Here is a 14,698-nt window from a genome sequence, read left to right as displayed (position 1 = left end):
CGATGCCGCGCGCGGATGGCCGCCTCCCGTACATTAACGAAAACTCTCTTATAGCATTAACAAGCGGTCAGGGTCAGCGCAACGGGCTGCCGGTGACGCTTCAGTTGGTGGTCGCGACCGTTACCTTGACCGCGCGCTCGCCGGTCACCCGGCCGTCACGCCTGAGGACGACATCGCCGGTCCATTCGCCAAGCGGCAGGCCGTCGGGGAAACGCTCTGCCGAATTACGTAGCCCGATGGCGCGAAAAATCGACGCCTGGATCTTGTCGAAGGTGACCGTCTGGCTCGCGACGACCGTGCCGTCCGGTGCCGAAAGCGAGATATCCGCGGTATCCCCGGGCTCCACGCCCACCGCACGGAACCACACGACGATGGCTCCGGCCCGGGGCGATAGGCTGTCCAGATCGGCGTCGCCGGCCGCGGCCGTGTCGCTGTCGGGCACCCGGTCGAAGAACCCCGTGTCCAGGAGCGTGGGCGCCCTCAGCGCATGCAGGGAGGCCAGGGCCTGGTCATCCCAGAGCGGCTGCCGGCCGAGCCCGCAGGCCTCGCCCCCCTCGACGACGCCGCGGAACGGATCGACCACCTCGTCGCCACGGACCACAGACAGGTGGATGTGGGGAAACTGGGTCATGCCGGACAGACCGACCGCGCCGAGCGCATCGCCGGCGGCGACCTCCTGCCCCGGCCGCACGATCACGCTGCCCTTGCGCATGTGGCAGTACTGGGTCGCCCAGCCGTTGCCATGGTCGATGCGCACGCCGTTGCCGCATTCCTTGCCGGCCGCCTTGGCCTGCTCGATGCCCGCGCTGCCCAGGTCCTCCTCGCCGTCGCGGGTGCCGATCACCTTGCCGGCCGCGGCGGCGAGCACGGGGATGTCCTCGGCGATCCGGCTGTCGTTGGCGAGACCGATATCGGTCCCCTTGTGGCCGTCATAGGACATTTCCCCGCAGCGATAATCCTCGCGCCCGGGGCCTGGGTCGATGTCCACGTAGTTCACCACCCAGCAGTCCACCCCCGGCTGACAGGCGATCGGCAGGGACAGGGTGATGGGCCGCTCGCCCTCGACGGGCGGCACGGCAGGGGACGGCTGGGCGGCGGTTGACTCGGCGGCGGTTGGCTCGGCGGCGGACGATTCCGGCTGACGCGGTGGTGAAGCAGCGCTCGACGAAGACTCGCTCGACGGCGACGCGGCGGGTTCCGATGTGGCGGGCGCCGGTGCCGGCGCGGCCGACTGGTCCTGGTCCGTCGGCAGACGGCGTTCGACCGGGATGTCGACGCTCCAGTTGTGGCCTTCCGGCGACAGCACCAGCCAGAAGGCATAGGCGAAGGATGCAAGCGCGGCGCAGAAGATCAGGGCGAGTGCGGCACGAAAAATCAAAAGGCGGCCTCCGGATCCCCGCGCGCCGCGTCAGTGCCGCGCGCGAACCATGCGTTCCAGATATTCACCATACCCCGACTTCGCCAGAGGTGCGGCGAGTTTCAGGACCTGTTCGGCGTCGATATAGTCCATGTGGTAGGCGATCTCCTCCACACAGGCGATCTTCAGGCCCTGGCGTTCCTCCACCGTGCGCACGAACTCCGAAGCCTGCAGCAGGCTCGCATGGGTTCCGGTATCGAGCCAGGCATAGCCGCGGCCCATGCGCTCCACCCGCAGGGTTCCGTTGTCCAGATACACCTTGTTGACGTCGGTGATCTCCAGCTCGCCGCGGGGCGACGGCTGGATGGAGGCGGCGACGTCCAGCACGCTGTTGTCGTAGAAATACAGGCCCGTGACCGCCCAGTTGGAGGCGGGATCGGCCGGCTTCTCGACGATCGAGGTGGCGCGGCCGTCATCGTCGAAATCGACGACGCCGTAGCGCTCGGGATCGCTGACGTAATAGCCGAAGACGGTCGCTCCGCCCTGCTCCGACGCCTCCGCGCGGGCGCGCTGCAGGATCTCGGTCAGACCGTGGCCGTAGAAGATGTTGTCGCCCAGAACCAGGGCGACCGGGTCGTTGCCGACGAACTCCCGGCCGATGATGAACGCTTCGGCCAGGCCGTTCGGCTCCGGCTGGACGGCATAGGTGATCTCGATGCCCCACTTGGTGCCGTCGCCCATCAGGTGCTGGAAGGCCGGCTGGTCCTGCGGCGTGGTGATCACCAGGATCTCGCGGATGCCAGCGAGCATCAGCGTGGTCAGCGGGTAGTAGATCATCGGCTTGTCGTAGACCGGCAGCAGCTGCTTGCTGGCCACCATGGTCAACGGGTAGAGCCGGGTGCCGGACCCGCCCGCCAGAATGATCCCTTTCATCGAACCGTCTCCTCTGCCGCCATGCGGGCGGCGAAAACTTCATCCAGGGCCGCCTGCCAGGATCGGTGCGGCAGGGTCGGCAGCGCGCCGATCAGCGCGGAGGTGTCGAGCACCGAATAGGCCGGGCGCCGGGCCGGCGTCGGGTATTCCGAGGTCGGGATGGCATGCACCGTCGGACGGCGTCCCCAGAGCGGCTCCGCCCGATCGAAGATCGCCTCGGCGAAACCATGCCAGGTGGTCGCCCCGTCGGCGGTGTAGTGATAGGTCCCGGCGGCGACCGGCGCCCCGTCCATGCGCGCGCGGACCAGGGCCAGAAGGGCCGAGGCGATGTCGACCGCGCCCGTCGGCGTGCCGTGCTGATCGTCGACCACCCGCAACTCGTCGCGGTCCTTGCCGACCCGCAGCATGGTGTTCATGAAATTGCCGCCCCGGGCCGCATAGACCCAGGCGGTGCGCAGGATGACGTGATCCTCCAGCGCATGGCGGATCGCGGTCTCGCCGGCCTCCTTGGAGACGCCGTAGACGCCCAGCGGCGACACGGGATCCTCCGGGCGGTAGGGCCGCGTGCCTGCGCCGTCGAAGACGTAGTCGGTGGACACGTGGATCAACCCGATGCGCCGCTCCGCACAGGCCGCCGCCAGGGCGGCCGGGCCGTCGCGGTTGATGGTGAAGGCCAGGTCGGGCTCCTGCTCGGCCTTGTCGACGGCGGTATAGGCGGCGGGATTGATCACGAGATCCGGACGCACGGCATCAAGCGCGCCGTCGATCCGCCCCGGCTGGGCCAGATCCAGACGGTCGCGGCCGACGCCGACGATCTCGACCCCCTCGGCGGCCTTGCCGCCGGCCAGCCGGACGAGCGCGCCGCCGACCTGACCGGTCACTCCGGTAACCAGAACCCGCATGCTCAGCCCGTCTTTCCGGTGGTTCCGGTGCCGACCCGGGCCAGCACGTTGCGGTCCAGCAGCGGCTGCCACCAGACTGCGTTCTCCAGATACCAGGTCACCGTCTTCTCGATGCCGCTCTCGAAGGTCTCGCGCGGGGTCCAGCCGAGGTCGCGCTCGATCTTGGCGGCGTCGATGGCGTAGCGGAAGTCGTGGCCCGGCCGGTCGGTGACGAAGGTGATCAGCTCGCGCCGGGACCTGCCGCCGGCAAGCGGCGGGGCATGCCGGTCCAGCAGGTCGCAGATCGTCTGCACCACGGCCAGGTTCGACATCTCGTTATGGCCGCCGATGTTGTAGCTCTCGCCGGCGGCCCCCTTGGACAGCACGGTCCACAGCGCGCGGGCGTGATCTTCCACGAACAGCCAGTCGCGCACGTTCTGACCATCGCCGTAGACCGGCAGCTCTTCGCCGCGCAGGCCCTTGATGATCATCAGCGGGATCAGCTTCTCGGGGAAATGGAACGGGCCGTAGTTGTTCGAGCAGTTCGAGAGGACGACCGGCAGCCCGTAGGTCTCGCCCCAGGCGCGCACCAGATGATCCGACGACGCCTTCGACGCCGAATAGGGCGAGCGCGGGTCGTAGGCCGTCTCCTCGGTGAACATGCCCTCGTCACCCAACGAGCCGAACACCTCGTCGGTGGAGATGTGGTGGAAGCGGAAGGCCGCCTTGCGGTCGTCGTCCAGGCCGCCGAAATGCTGGCGCGCGGCCTGCAGCAGACGGAACGTGCCGATGATGTTGGTCTGGATGAACGCCTCGGGCCCGTCGATCGAGCGGTCCACATGGGATTCCGCCGCCAGATGCATCACCGCGTCGGGATCGTGGGTCTCGAATACCCGCTTCAGCGCGGCCGAGTCGGTGATGTCCACCTGTTCGAAGGCGTAGCGGTTGCTGTCCTCGATCTCCGCCAGGGCGGTGCCGCTGGCCGCGTAGGTCAGCTTGTCGACATTGACCACCCGGACATCTGTCTCGGCGATCAGCAGCCGGATCACCGCCGAACCGATGAAACCGGCGCCGCCGGTGACCAGAACCGTTTTCGGTGTCGCCATGACCGTCTCCAACGCCGATTTTCAGATCGCGAAATAGGCGGGCAGATCGGCCAGCCCGGGATGCTTGGTGTCCTTGTCCGACAGGGTCGGCGTCACATCGCCCAGCGGCCAGTCGATGCCGATATCCGGATCGTCCCAGGCCAGCCCCTTGTCATGGTCCGGCGCATAGGGAGCCGTAACCTTGTAGATCACCTCGGTATCCGGCTCCAGGGTGACGAATCCATGGGCGAAGCCGACCGGCACCAGAATCTGGTTCCAGGCCTCCGCCGAGATCTCGGCCCCCACCCACTTGCCGTAGGTCGGCGACCCCTTTCGGATATCGACGGCCACGTCGAAGATCCGGCCCTTCACCACCCGCACCAGCTTGTCCTGGGCGAAGGGCGGCGTCTGGAAGTGCAGACCGCGCAGCACGCCCACCGGCTGGGACATGGAGTGATTGTCCTGGATGAACTCCAGATCCAGTCCGTGCTCGGCCAGGGTGGCCTTGTTGTACGTCTCGGAGAAGAAACCGCGGGCGTCGCCGAACCGCTTCGGCGTCAGGATCTTTACGTCCGAAATTGCCAGCGATTCTACCTGCACGTTGTATCCTCCGGATGCGCTAGCCGGCCCGGGCCTGAATTGGTTTGGAGGGCGGGCGAGAAACCGCGGCGGGTGATAGCATGGTGCAAGTGACGTCTACAACTCCGCTGGCTGCCGCGTTTCTCCGGAGCGCGGCAATATGCTAGTGTTCACGATAGGAGTCTTTTGACACGATTGTATGCTACCGAACTCCTGATAAGAGGAGGTCGGACGGAATTTATTGGTCGGATAAACGATCGGGACCTGATGAGCCTGACGACAGAACCTTTTGACCGGCGGGTTGTTCCCTTGCACCCCAGGGCGGTCAGCGCCTGTCCTTCGATGGAGGCTCCTCGGGAGCCGGTGCGCGCCCACGCCTGTACGGTGGTCGTCGTCTCGTATCGGACCGGCGCGGTTCTGCTGGACAGCGTCCAGGCCGCGTTACAGCAGGACGGCGTGCAATCGGTCATTCTGGTCGACAACGGCAACTCCGCGGACACCAGGACGGCGGTCGATGCCCTCGCCGCCGAGGACAACCGGCTGATCGTCATCCGGGGCCAGGGCAATGTCGGATTTTCCCGCGGCTGCAATCTCGGGGTGCGCTACGCCAAGACCGCCTATGTACTGCTGCTGAACCCGGACTGCGTCCTGCGCCCGGGCGTGGTGAACCGGGTGTTCGCCGTCTTCGACGACGCGCCCCAGGCGGCCATGGCGACCGTGCGGGTCGAGAATCCCGACGGCACCGAGCAGCGCGGCGGCCGGCGTAACCTGATGACGCCCTGGACCTGCCTTGTGGAGCTGTTCCGGCTCGACCGGCTGATGCCGAATCACCCGCATTTCCAGCGGTTGAACCTCAACGAAGCCGAGCCGCTCGACAAGGTCACCGCCGTCCAGTGCATCTCCGGCGCCTTCATGATGATCCCGACGGAGACCTATAACGCGCTCGGCGGCATGGACGAGGACTACTTCCTGCATGTCGAGGACGTCGACCTGTGCATGCGGGTGGCCAAGTCCGGGCGCGAGATCCTCTACGTCCCCGACGCCGCCGTCACCCATGTGAAGGGCACCAGCCGGGTCTCGCCCTTCACCATCGAATGGCACAAGTCGGTCAGCGCCACGAAGTATTTCCGCAAGCATTTCCGGCCGCAGTATCCGGATCTGATCCTGCGGATCATCAGCGTCGCGATCTTCGCCCGGCTTGCCGTCCGGGCGGTGCCGATCACCCTTGCCTGGATCGGAGAGCGGCTCAGCAGCGGTCTCGGGAGCCGGCCCAAGCCGCGGGATTGAACGGATCTCAGGCGGCGTTGATCTGGAACGACACGCCGAACCGATCCTCCACGAATGCGAAGCGTCTGGAGAATCCGTAGTCATCGGCCGGCATCATCTGTCGCCCGCCGTCGCTGAGGGCCGTCGCCAACCGATCGACCTCCGCCGCCTCATCGCACTCGATCCACAGGGAGAAGGACGGTGTGAAGGTGAAGTCATGCACCGGCGGGCTGTCATTGGCGATGATCTCCTGAGCGCCGATCCGCAAGCGGGCGAACCGCACGGTACCCACAGGGCCCGGCTCACCCTCGCCGAACCGTTCGATCGACGCGATCTCGGTCTCCGGCAGGGTCTGGACATAGAAGCGCAGGGCTTCCTCGCATCGGCCTTGAAACATCAGGAAGGGTGTCGCTCGAATCATCATCCTGTCTCCCTTTTAGATCGCGGAGATGCTCATCCCCGCCAGCCCTCCATGAACCCGCCGAAGATAGCCCGGAGTTTCGCGGCCTTGTCCGTCTCGTAGATGACGGCCTTCCAGACATCGTACAGCGCCGCGGCCACGTCCCAGGCGACCCAGGCGGGCGCCTCGGCGACGAACCGCCGCCAGACCCGCACCCGGTTGCGGTGGATCAGCCGGCGCCGCCAGGCGGAATGGGTGTTCAGCGCCACCTTGCGTCCCAGCACCTCGGTCTCGTGGAACTCCCCCAGGCGGTGGATGAGCACCGCGTCGCCGATGCCGACGATCTCGAACCCGGCCCGGCGCAGGCGCAAGCTGAACTCGATATCCACGTAGTCGATGAAGAACGGCCCGGCCATCGGCCCGACCACATCCAGCACGTCGCGGCGGATCAGGCTGCCCGAGGCGATGGCGAAGACGCCGTCGCGCACCACCGCCCCCGGCACCATCCGGCCCCGCCGCAAGTCCCAGCCGGTGCCGCTGGACAGCAGATAGGGCTTCAGCGTGCCCTCGGCGTCGCTGAGCCGCGGCGACAACAGGCCGACCTGCTTCCGGTCCGCCATCGACCGCCAGCCGGCGAGCAGCCGCGCCACCATGTCCGGGGCCGGCACGCTGTCGTCGTCCAGCAGCAGGATCCAGTCGACCCCGGCCGACCGGGCGATCTCCAGCCCCTGGTTCTGTGCCCCCGCCAGACCCCGGTTTTCGGCATTCTCGATCAGGGTGAGCGTCGAGGCGGCATTCGCCCGGGCGCGCAGATGCCGACGCACCTCCTCGGAACTCGCGTTGTCCACAAGCACGACCCGCGCGCATTGGGCCAGGGCGGCGTCCAGAACATCGTCCAGCCGGGTGTCCGGTTCATGGCTGACGATCACCGCGACGACCGCCGGACTGTCCCAGTCGTCCCGCGGAAGCCGGTCCGGCAGGTCCGCGATCGGCCGGGCATCGACCCCACGCCGCAGAAAGCGCAGCGGCGACCAGGTCATGGCGCCGAGCGCGCGCGCTTGCGCCGTCTGCGAGACCGCCGCGCGCTCCCGCATCGTCTCGGGAAAGGCCCGGACCGCCTCCAGCAGCGCCCTGGCCCGGGCGCCGGCACCGCCGCGCAGAACGCCAGCCAGCACCCCGGCCAGCGCCAGACCGGCCATGACCGGTGCGAAGACCAGCCCCGCCAGCGCCGGCATCCCCCGCAGATAGGTCCAGACCCGGTTCCGGGTGGCGTGGCGCAGCACGAAATCCGACGAGGTCGAACCCGACCCCACATGGCGCACGATGGCCCAGGGCGTGATCACCGACCGCCACCCGGCCCGTCTGAGCCGCAGGGCCAGATCCACATCCTCGTAGTAGCAGAAGAACCGCTCGCAGAAGCCGCCGGCCGTCTCGAACGCGTCGCGCCGGTACAGGGCGGCGGCCGCGCAGGGGCCGAAGACTTCGCTCTCGGCGACCGGAACCGCCAGCCCGCCCTTGCCGCCGCGCCAGGCCGCTCCCCAGGGGGCATAGGGATCGCCCATCCCGTCGAGCCGGTCCGGATCCTCGTGGCTGACCTGGACCGAGGCGACGCTGGCGGCATCGGGATGGCGCTCGGCGGCGGCGATCAGCGCATCGAGCCACCCCGGCTCGGCGAAGGCGTCGGGGTTGAGGGCGACCAGATAGCGGCCCCGTGCCGACCGGGCCGCCAGGTTGTTGCCGGCGGCGAAGCCGACATTCTCGGGCGCGCGGACGAGGGTCAGCCAGTCGTAGTGGGGGATCGCCTCCACCGCGCCGTCCGTCGACGCGTTGTCGACCAGGATCACCTCGAAATCGCGCCGGGTCTGGCGGTCCAGCGCCTCCAGGCACCGCCCGAGATCCGGGCCGGACTGGTAGGCGACGATGAGGATGGAGGCAACGGGAGATGCTGCGGGCACGGGTCTCGATCGATCTCTGCAGAATCGGAGCCCCACCCTAGCACGCCGGAGGGACCTTGCGAGCGTCCTCGGGCTTGACAGCCCGACGGTCGGACGGGCCAATGCGACACCTTTGAACGAGCCGATCCGTAGGACGTAATGACCCGCATCGTTTCGCGTTTTCCTCTTCCTCCCATGAGCCTGGGCACCGAGCGCTATCTCACCGTCCACAGCTACGGCGATCCGGACGCCACGCCGAAGGTCTACATCCAGGCCGCGACCCATGCCGGCGAACTGGCGGGGTCCCTCGCCCTGCACCACCTGATCCGGCGCCTCGACGCGGCCGAGCACGAGCTGCTCGGCCACATCATGCTGGTGCCCATCGCCAATCCGATCGGCCAGTCGCAGGTGATGCGCGGGACCATGTCCGGGCGCTTCGCCGAGGTCGACGGCTCGAACTTCAACCGCGGCTTCCCCGACATCGCCGCCGAGGTCGCCAATGCGGTGCGCGGCCGGTTGACCGAGGATCCGGCGTCGAACGTGGTGCTGGTCCGCGAGGTGATCGCCGACATCCTGGCCGAACAGGCCAGCATGGCGGAGACCGAGATCGACTATCTGCGGATCACCCTGATGCGGCTCGGCTGCGACGCCGACCTGGCGCTCGACCTGCACTGCGAGGAGGAAGGGCTCGTCCATCTCTACCTCGACACCATGCACTGGCCCCAGGCGAGCGACCTGTCGCGCCTGCTGGGCAGCGAGGTCACCCTGCTCACCAATCCGACCGGGGCGATGTCCTATGACGAGGCGCTGACCACGCCGTGGCGCCAGCTCGACGAGGAGTTGGGGGCCGCGGGGATGCGCGCCGGCTGCCTGTGCTCGACGGTGGAGCTGCGCGGCGCGGGCGATGTGGGCGATGCGCTCGCCGAGGAGGATGCCGATCGGCTGTACCGCACCCTGCAGCGCTACGGGATCATCGCCGGCGGGGAGGACCTGGAGATCGACACCAAGACCCCCGTGCGCGCCGTCCCGGTGGAAGGCATGGAGCGGGTCCAGGCGCCGACCCCGGGCATCATCAGCTTCCGGGTCCAGCTCGGCGCCGAAGTCACGGAGGGTCAGCCGATCGCCGACCTGATCGACCCGACCGCCGACGACCCGGCCGAAGGCCGCACCGAGCTGTTCGCCGAGAGCGACGGCATCGTCTATGCCCGCCGCATCCAGCGCTTCGCCCATACCGGCGCCACGGTGGCGAAGATCGCCAGCAACCGGCCGGTCACGGTGACGTCCAGCCACCTGACGGATTGAACGCTCCAAACGAAAAAGCCCGCTCCGGACGGACCGGAGCGGGCTTTGAAATTCGGGTAGGCCTATAAAGTCCGCTTACTTCAGCAGGTCCAGGATGAACCGCGGCAGAGCAAAACTGCCCTGGTGCACCGCCGGGGTGTAGTAGCGGGTGGCGATCTCCGCCGTGGCGAAGCGCTCTTCCAGGACCGACAGCTCGGTCTTGCGCTTGGCCTTGTCGTCGGTCGCCCAGCCGAAGGCCATGAAGCCGCCCTGGTAGGTCGGCACCGGGGCGACGAAGAACCAGACATCGGCGAAGCTCTTGCCGAGACGGTTCCAGGAATTGGTCACCTCGGAGCCCTGCAGGGCCGGCACGCCGTTCTGCGTCACCACGATGCCGCCCTCGGTCAGGCAGCGCTTGCAGTTGGCGTAGAACTCGGCGGTGAACAGGACCTCGCCCGGACCGATCGGGTCGGTGCTGTCGACGATGATCACGTCGAACCGGTCACCGGTCTCGGCCACATAGGCGGCCCCGTCGGTGATCACCAGGTCGAAGCGCGGGTCGTCGAACGCGCCGGCGCTGAGCGACGGCAGGTGCTCGACGCTCATGTCCACGACGGCCCGGTCGATCTCGACCATCGTCAGATGCTCGACCTCGGGGTGCTTGAGCACCTCGCGGGCCATGCCGCCGTCGCCGCCGCCGATGATCAGCACGCGCTTGGCGTTGCCATGCGCCGTCAGCGGCACATGGGTCAGCATCTCGTGATAGACGAATTCATCGCCCTCGGTGGTCTGCACGACACCGTCGAGAGTGAGCACCCGACCGAACTTCTCGTTCTCGAAGATGATCAGGTCCTGGTGCTCGGTCTTCTCGCGATAGAGCACGCGATCCATGCGGAGGCGCTGCGCCAGCCAGGGGTGCAGCGTCTCCGTGAACCATTCCGTCATACCACCATGCCCCGCCGGTGATCGCCGACATTGACCCGCTCCGGATCGAACGCCGCCTTGAGCACGTCGATCGCCTTGTGCGGCTGCGCGTCGCCGCACATGAACACGTCGAACGCCGCGTAGTCGCATTCCGGCCAGGTGTGGACGGAGATGTGGGACTCGGCGAGCACGGCCACGCCCGACACGCCGCCATTCGGCGAGAAGTGGTGCAGGTGGATGTGCAGCAGGGTCGCACCGGCCTCGGTCACGCACTTCTTCAGCGCGGTCTCGATATGCTCGATGTCGTCGAGCCGGGACGCGCCCCAGAGGTCGATGATCAGATGGGTGCCGGCGAAGGTCAGACCATCACGTTTGACGAAGTGGTCAAAACGTTCGTCCGAACTACTGAAACCCGTGGAGGGAAGCCGGATAACATTGTCGTCGCTGTGACGACGGGCGGATTCGTCCTGGAATTCGCTCGGCTGAGTGGCCGAGTCCATCCCCAATTTGGCGGTGAGTTCCATGTCTCACTCCTCCTAACCAGAAGATTGACCCAGCTACCCTTAGACCCTCCACCCCCATGGACCACGAAGAGCCCTACGGGACGAGCGGAATGGGCAGACAAGAAAACCCACCCCACAGGGGGCGGGCATCACGAGTTTTCGCCGGTTTGGACCCCACCCTCAGCCGAGGGCATGGCGATTATCGTGCAGGCAGTGCGTCGAGTTCACCTCCGTAGGGGCTACGCCCCTTGACGCTGAACACTTGGGTCTCTGGTCTCCACCATCGCCCCAAAAGAAAAGGCCCGGATCCGTGGAGCGCAGGCCCCGCCGTTTCCCGGCCGTTTCTGAGGCGGAAGATGGAGAGTAATTGCTGGCGGGTCAAGGGGATTCGTATGGTTTTTCACGGCATGACGGGCTTGACCCCTGCGCATGGCTCGGGGCTAGCTTTCAGGGAATAATTTCGCTGGGGAGACGTCCATGCCCATCGACCTGTGGCTTGCCTTCGTCACCGCCTCGCTGGCGATTCTTCTGCTGCCCGGGCCTACGACGATGCTGCTCGTCGGCTATGCCCTGGGCGACGGCCGGCGCGCCGCCTTCGGCGCCGTCGGCGGCGTTCTGGCCGGCGATCTCGCCGCCCTCGCCGTTTCCGCGGTCGGCCTCGGCGCGATCCTGGCCAGCTCCGCCCTGGTGTTCACGGTGATGAAGTTCGCCGGCGCCGCCTATCTGATCTGGCTCGGCATCAGGATGTGGCGGGCGCCGGTCGACCCGCAGGCGGTCGACGCGGCCGAGGCCGAAGCCGTCGCCGCCAACCGGACCAAGAGCCGCCGCCGGGCGCTCCACGGCTTCATCGTCACCGCCCTGAATCCGAAGCTGATCGCCTTCTTCATCGCCTTCCTGCCGCAGTTCATGACCCCGCATGCCCCGGTGCTGCCGCAGCTCCTGGTGCTGGCGCCGACCTTTCTGGGTGTGTCGGTTCTCACCAACAGCCTCTATGTCCTGGCCGCCGGCGCGGCGCGCGACCGGCTGCGCTCGCCCCGGGCGTTGACCGCGATCAACCGGATCGGGGCGGGATGCCTGATCGGCGCCGGCGTGCTGACGGCGGCGGTGAGGCGCGCGTGAGGGCATCCGCCGCCCTGCTCCTGGCCACGGTCCTGCTGGGCGCCTGCCAGTCGGCCGAGGTTCGCGACGACCGCTTCGTGCGGTTCTTCGACGAGCTGACCTTCGGCAGCGGGGCGGACGGTGCGGGCGACAAGCGCGCGGTGGTCAGGCGATGGGAAGGCCCGCTAGTCTGGTCGGCAGCGGGGTCCGAACCCTTCCAGGAAGCCGTCGCAGCCCGGATGGCGGCGATCGCCGCCATCGCCGGTCGGGACGCGGACCGGGTCGGCGAAGACGGCGATATCCGGATCACCCAGGACCCGGTCGGGATGACCTATCCGGTGCAGGACAACCTCACCTCCTGCTTCGCGCGGGTGGTCTACGGCGGCGACCAGATCATCCGGGTCCGTATCCGCATTGCGGAGGAGACCCCCGAGCGTGTCGTGCGCTGCATCGACCACGAGATGATGCATGGCCTGGGATTCCTGTCCCACTCCGCGGCGATCGCCTCGGTGATGAGCCCGCTGCACACCCAGGAACGGCTCAGCCGCTGGGACATCATGGCGATCCGCGCCCTGATGTCGGAGCGGCTGGCCGCGGGCACGTCGCGGGAGACGGCGCTGGCCGAAGTCGCGCGCCTGCTGCCCGATCTGCGAGCCTTCGCCGACACGCAGGCCGGCGGCCTGCGGGCCGATTGACCCCGTAACCGATTGACCCCGCAACCGATGGAGAGACTCCGATGAGACCGCTTCTCGCCGCCTTCCTTCTCGGTCTCCTGGCCCTGCCCGCCGGACCGGCCGGCGCAGCGGAGGATGCCGGTCTGGACTGGCAATCCGTTCAGGCCGAGGAGTCGAAGATCGTCATCGATCTGCCCGACGCGAAGGGAGGTGGCATCTTCCTGCGGGCCATGAACGACAGCTTCAGCAGCACCTTCCACGTGGCCCGCTACAAGACCGACAAGTTCAGGCTGGACCGGGCGATGCTGGTCTATCTGGAGCTGCAGCCCGGCTACCATTTCCGCTCCGCCCGCTCGACCGACCGGGTCCTGAAGTGGAGGGTGCTGCAGAGCGCGGACATCGATCTCGGCCAGAAGCTGCAGATCGTGACCGAGCGCGGGGCACTGGACGTCCAGCGGTTCCGGCTGGAGGACAGGGTGGAATGCGCCGCCCTGGCGCAGACCTGGGGCGGATCCGCCTCCGAGACCACCTCCGCCGGCACCGAGCAGATCCTCGGCTACATGTGCGAGGAGCCGGACGTCGCCGTGACCCGGGAGCGGATCGAGCGGGTCGCCCAGGCCATCATTGTCCGCGACTGATCGGCTACGCGGGACCGTGGCATTCCTGCCATGGCTTGCATGCCGTGGCCCGAGGCGTTAAGGCCGGGGGGAGCCTGGGGGCGGGTATGCGAACGGCGCCGGACGACCGACGGCGCCGTCACGGAACTCTTGAGAGAGGAAGTATGCTCGATACCCTGAGACGTCTGTCCTTCGCCGCCGCCCTGGCGGTCATCGCCGGCGCGGCCCTGTCCGCCTCCCCGGCCGAGGCCCAATGGGCCAAGGTGGGCAGCGGCGAGACCAAGGTCCGCCTGACCCATCCCATCGTGGACAATACCCAGGCCACCTACACCACCCGGCAGCAGGGCGGCACCCCGGCGACCCAGCACGCCGCCATGTACCAGTCCAAGGAGACCCGCCTGGCCCGCGCCCTCGTGGTCTACGAGGAAATCAGCAGCGGCGACCGGCTGCACAGCCCGGCCGACCCGGAGCAGATCGGCAACCTGATCGCCCAGACCCGCTCCGCCAAACCGGAGTTCAGCGAGCCCTTCGACGTGCTCTCGGGCGCCCGGCAGTTCACGGTGCGCCGGTTCTCCAGCGGAGCGGATCTGTGCTTCGCCTTCACCCGGGCCTGGGATCAGGGCAAGACCGAGATCGTCGAGGCCGGCAATCGGGCGACCTGGGGCTTCGCCTGCGCCAACCCGAACGACGCGGTGGCGAACGACACGATCGCCGACGTGCTCTCCGGGCTGACCATCAACGACGGCTGAGCGGTCAGTCCGGCCGCCGGACCACGAAGTCGATCTCCACCAGCGCGCCGCGCGCCAGGCCCGTCACCCCGATACAGGTGCGGGCCGGGCGGCGGTCCTCCGCGAAATAGGTCGCATAGACCGCGTTCATGGCGGCGTAGTCGCGCTCGAACTCGGTGATGAAGACCCGGGACTGCACCACATGCTCGAAGCCCAGGCCGAGCCCGGCGAGCACCCGCTTCAGGTTCTCCATGGTCTTGACCGTCTGCGCCTCGACGCCCTCGGGCAGCGGCGTGGCATCGTCGTCCGGGTCGGTGGCGAGCTGTCCGGTGACCAGCACCCAGCCGTCCACCTCCACCGCGTGGCTGTAGGGGGCGACGGGAGCCGGCGCACCCGCCAGCATGTGAAAGATCGGTGCGCTCATTCTCCCCTCCCCAA

16 protein-coding genes are annotated in these 14,698 nt (G+C 67.9%); 6 read left to right on the top strand and 10 right to left on the bottom strand.

The window, feature by feature from the left end; all coding sequences use genetic code 11:
• Positions 1-100 precede the first annotated feature (100 nt).
• From G578_RS25110 to rfbC, 5 genes are read right to left on the bottom strand one after another with little or no spacing between them, the layout of a single operon-like run.
• The gene (locus tag G578_RS25110; protein ID WP_051244182.1) at positions 101-1,378 is read right to left on the bottom strand and encodes a M23 family metallopeptidase; all 1,278 of its coding nucleotides are present in this window, start codon (positions 1,376-1,378) and stop codon (positions 101-103) included.
• A 30-nt stretch (positions 1,379-1,408) separates the two neighbouring features.
• Positions 1,409-2,290, bottom strand: coding sequence for a glucose-1-phosphate thymidylyltransferase RfbA (gene rfbA, locus G578_RS0106660; RefSeq protein WP_028793569.1), 882 nt, complete (start codon positions 2,288-2,290; stop codon positions 1,409-1,411).
• Entirely contained in the window at positions 2,287-3,192 is a 906-nt protein-coding gene (rfbD, locus tag G578_RS25105; protein WP_038013768.1) for a dTDP-4-dehydrorhamnose reductase, read from the bottom strand. The genes rfbA and rfbD overlap by 4 nt, the downstream gene beginning before the upstream one ends.
• Before the next feature lie 2 nt (positions 3,193-3,194).
• The gene (rfbB, locus tag G578_RS0106650; protein WP_028793568.1) at positions 3,195-4,277 is read right to left on the bottom strand and encodes a dTDP-glucose 4,6-dehydratase; all 1,083 of its coding nucleotides are present in this window, start codon (positions 4,275-4,277) and stop codon (positions 3,195-3,197) included.
• Positions 4,278-4,298: 21 nt separating this feature from the next.
• Complete coding sequence (gene rfbC, locus G578_RS0106645) at positions 4,299-4,856, bottom strand: dTDP-4-dehydrorhamnose 3,5-epimerase (protein WP_028793567.1); 558 nt, start codon at positions 4,854-4,856, stop codon at positions 4,299-4,301.
• A 342-nt stretch (positions 4,857-5,198) separates the two neighbouring features.
• Here rfbC and G578_RS0106640 point away from each other — a divergent pair, with 342 nt between their 5' ends.
• A complete protein-coding gene (locus G578_RS0106640) occupies positions 5,199-6,122 on the top strand; it encodes a glycosyltransferase family 2 protein (RefSeq protein ID WP_245565571.1) in 924 nt (307 codons plus the stop codon).
• 7 nt (positions 6,123-6,129) lie between these two features.
• On the opposite strand, the gene G578_RS0106635 is transcribed toward G578_RS0106640, so the two are convergent.
• Together G578_RS0106635 and G578_RS28235 are read right to left on the bottom strand one after the other, a co-directional pair.
• Positions 6,130-6,522, bottom strand: coding sequence for a VOC family protein (locus G578_RS0106635; protein WP_211228875.1), 393 nt, complete (start codon positions 6,520-6,522; stop codon positions 6,130-6,132).
• Between the two features lie 32 nt (positions 6,523-6,554).
• A complete protein-coding gene (locus G578_RS28235) occupies positions 6,555-8,456 on the bottom strand; it encodes a glycosyltransferase (RefSeq protein WP_051244178.1) in 1,902 nt (633 codons plus the stop codon).
• Between the two features lie 174 nt (positions 8,457-8,630).
• On the opposite strand from G578_RS28235, the gene G578_RS25095 reads away from it, so the two are divergent.
• Positions 8,631-9,737 (top strand): succinylglutamate desuccinylase/aspartoacylase family protein, encoded by a 1,107-nt coding sequence (locus tag G578_RS25095; RefSeq protein ID WP_051244176.1) that lies wholly within the window; start codon positions 8,631-8,633, stop codon positions 9,735-9,737.
• 75 nt (positions 9,738-9,812) lie between these two features.
• Here the strand turns inward: G578_RS25095 and speE are convergent, their stop codons facing one another.
• Both speE and speD read right to left on the bottom strand, forming a co-directional pair.
• On the bottom strand, positions 9,813-10,661 hold the full coding sequence (speE, locus tag G578_RS0106620) for a polyamine aminopropyltransferase (protein WP_028793564.1): 849 nt from the start codon (positions 10,659-10,661) through the stop codon (positions 9,813-9,815).
• Positions 10,658-11,164, bottom strand: coding sequence for an adenosylmethionine decarboxylase (gene speD, locus G578_RS0106615; RefSeq protein ID WP_028793563.1), 507 nt, complete (start codon positions 11,162-11,164; stop codon positions 10,658-10,660). The genes speE and speD overlap by 4 nt, the downstream gene beginning before the upstream one ends.
• 456 nt (positions 11,165-11,620) lie before the next feature.
• On the opposite strand from speD, the gene G578_RS0106610 reads away from it, so the two are divergent.
• From G578_RS0106610 to G578_RS0106595, 4 genes are all read left to right on the top strand, one after another.
• Positions 11,621-12,262 carry a LysE family translocator gene (locus G578_RS0106610; protein ID WP_028793562.1) on the top strand — a complete coding sequence of 214 codons (642 nt, stop codon included), beginning with the start codon at positions 11,621-11,623 and terminating at the stop codon, positions 12,260-12,262.
• Entirely contained in the window at positions 12,259-12,936 is a 678-nt protein-coding gene (locus tag G578_RS0106605; protein ID WP_028793561.1) for a DUF2927 domain-containing protein, read from the top strand. Before G578_RS0106610 ends, G578_RS0106605 begins: the two co-directional genes overlap by 4 nt.
• Before the next feature lie 41 nt (positions 12,937-12,977).
• Positions 12,978-13,553, top strand: coding sequence for a hypothetical protein (locus tag G578_RS0106600; protein ID WP_028793560.1), 576 nt, complete (start codon positions 12,978-12,980; stop codon positions 13,551-13,553).
• A gap of 143 nt (positions 13,554-13,696) precedes the next feature.
• A complete protein-coding gene (locus G578_RS0106595) occupies positions 13,697-14,281 on the top strand; it encodes a hypothetical protein (RefSeq protein WP_028793559.1) in 585 nt (194 codons plus the stop codon).
• 4 nt (positions 14,282-14,285) lie between these two features.
• Here the strand turns inward: G578_RS0106595 and G578_RS0106590 are convergent, their stop codons facing one another.
• Entirely contained in the window at positions 14,286-14,684 is a 399-nt protein-coding gene (locus G578_RS0106590; RefSeq protein ID WP_028793558.1) for a RidA family protein, read from the bottom strand.
• Positions 14,685-14,698: the final 14 nt, after the last annotated feature.

Source organism: Thalassobaculum salexigens DSM 19539, from assembly GCF_000423805.1.
Lineage (GTDB): Bacteria > Pseudomonadota > Alphaproteobacteria > Thalassobaculales > Thalassobaculaceae > Thalassobaculum > Thalassobaculum litoreum.
The sequence above is the reverse complement of the archived record's forward strand: the minus strand, read 5'-3'. Positions and strand labels throughout refer to the sequence as shown.

Bases quoted from the DNA above. Each gene is read 5' to 3' on its own strand.
- rfbA (WP_028793569.1), bottom strand. From the start codon at position 2,290: ATGAAAGGGATCATTCTGGCGGGCGGGTCCGGCACCCGGCTCTACCCG.
- rfbD (WP_038013768.1), bottom strand. From the start codon at position 3,192: ATGCGGGTTCTGGTTACCGGAGTGACCGGTCAGGTCGGCGGCGCGCTC.
- rfbB (WP_028793568.1), bottom strand. From the start codon at position 4,277: ATGGCGACACCGAAAACGGTTCTGGTCACCGGCGGCGCCGGTTTCATC.
- G578_RS0106635 (WP_211228875.1), bottom strand. From the start codon at position 6,522: ATGATTCGAGCGACACCCTTCCTGATGTTTCAAGGCCGATGCGAGGAA.
- G578_RS25095 (WP_051244176.1), top strand. From the start codon at position 8,631: ATGAGCCTGGGCACCGAGCGCTATCTCACCGTCCACAGCTACGGCGAT.
- speE (WP_028793564.1), bottom strand. From the start codon at position 10,661: ATGACGGAATGGTTCACGGAGACGCTGCACCCCTGGCTGGCGCAGCGC.
- speD (WP_028793563.1), bottom strand. From the start codon at position 11,164: ATGGAACTCACCGCCAAATTGGGGATGGACTCGGCCACTCAGCCGAGC.
- G578_RS0106610 (WP_028793562.1), top strand. From the start codon at position 11,621: ATGCCCATCGACCTGTGGCTTGCCTTCGTCACCGCCTCGCTGGCGATT.
- G578_RS0106600 (WP_028793560.1), top strand. From the start codon at position 12,978: ATGAGACCGCTTCTCGCCGCCTTCCTTCTCGGTCTCCTGGCCCTGCCC.
- G578_RS0106595 (WP_028793559.1), top strand. From the start codon at position 13,697: ATGCTCGATACCCTGAGACGTCTGTCCTTCGCCGCCGCCCTGGCGGTC.
- G578_RS0106590 (WP_028793558.1), bottom strand. From the start codon at position 14,684: ATGAGCGCACCGATCTTTCACATGCTGGCGGGTGCGCCGGCTCCCGTC.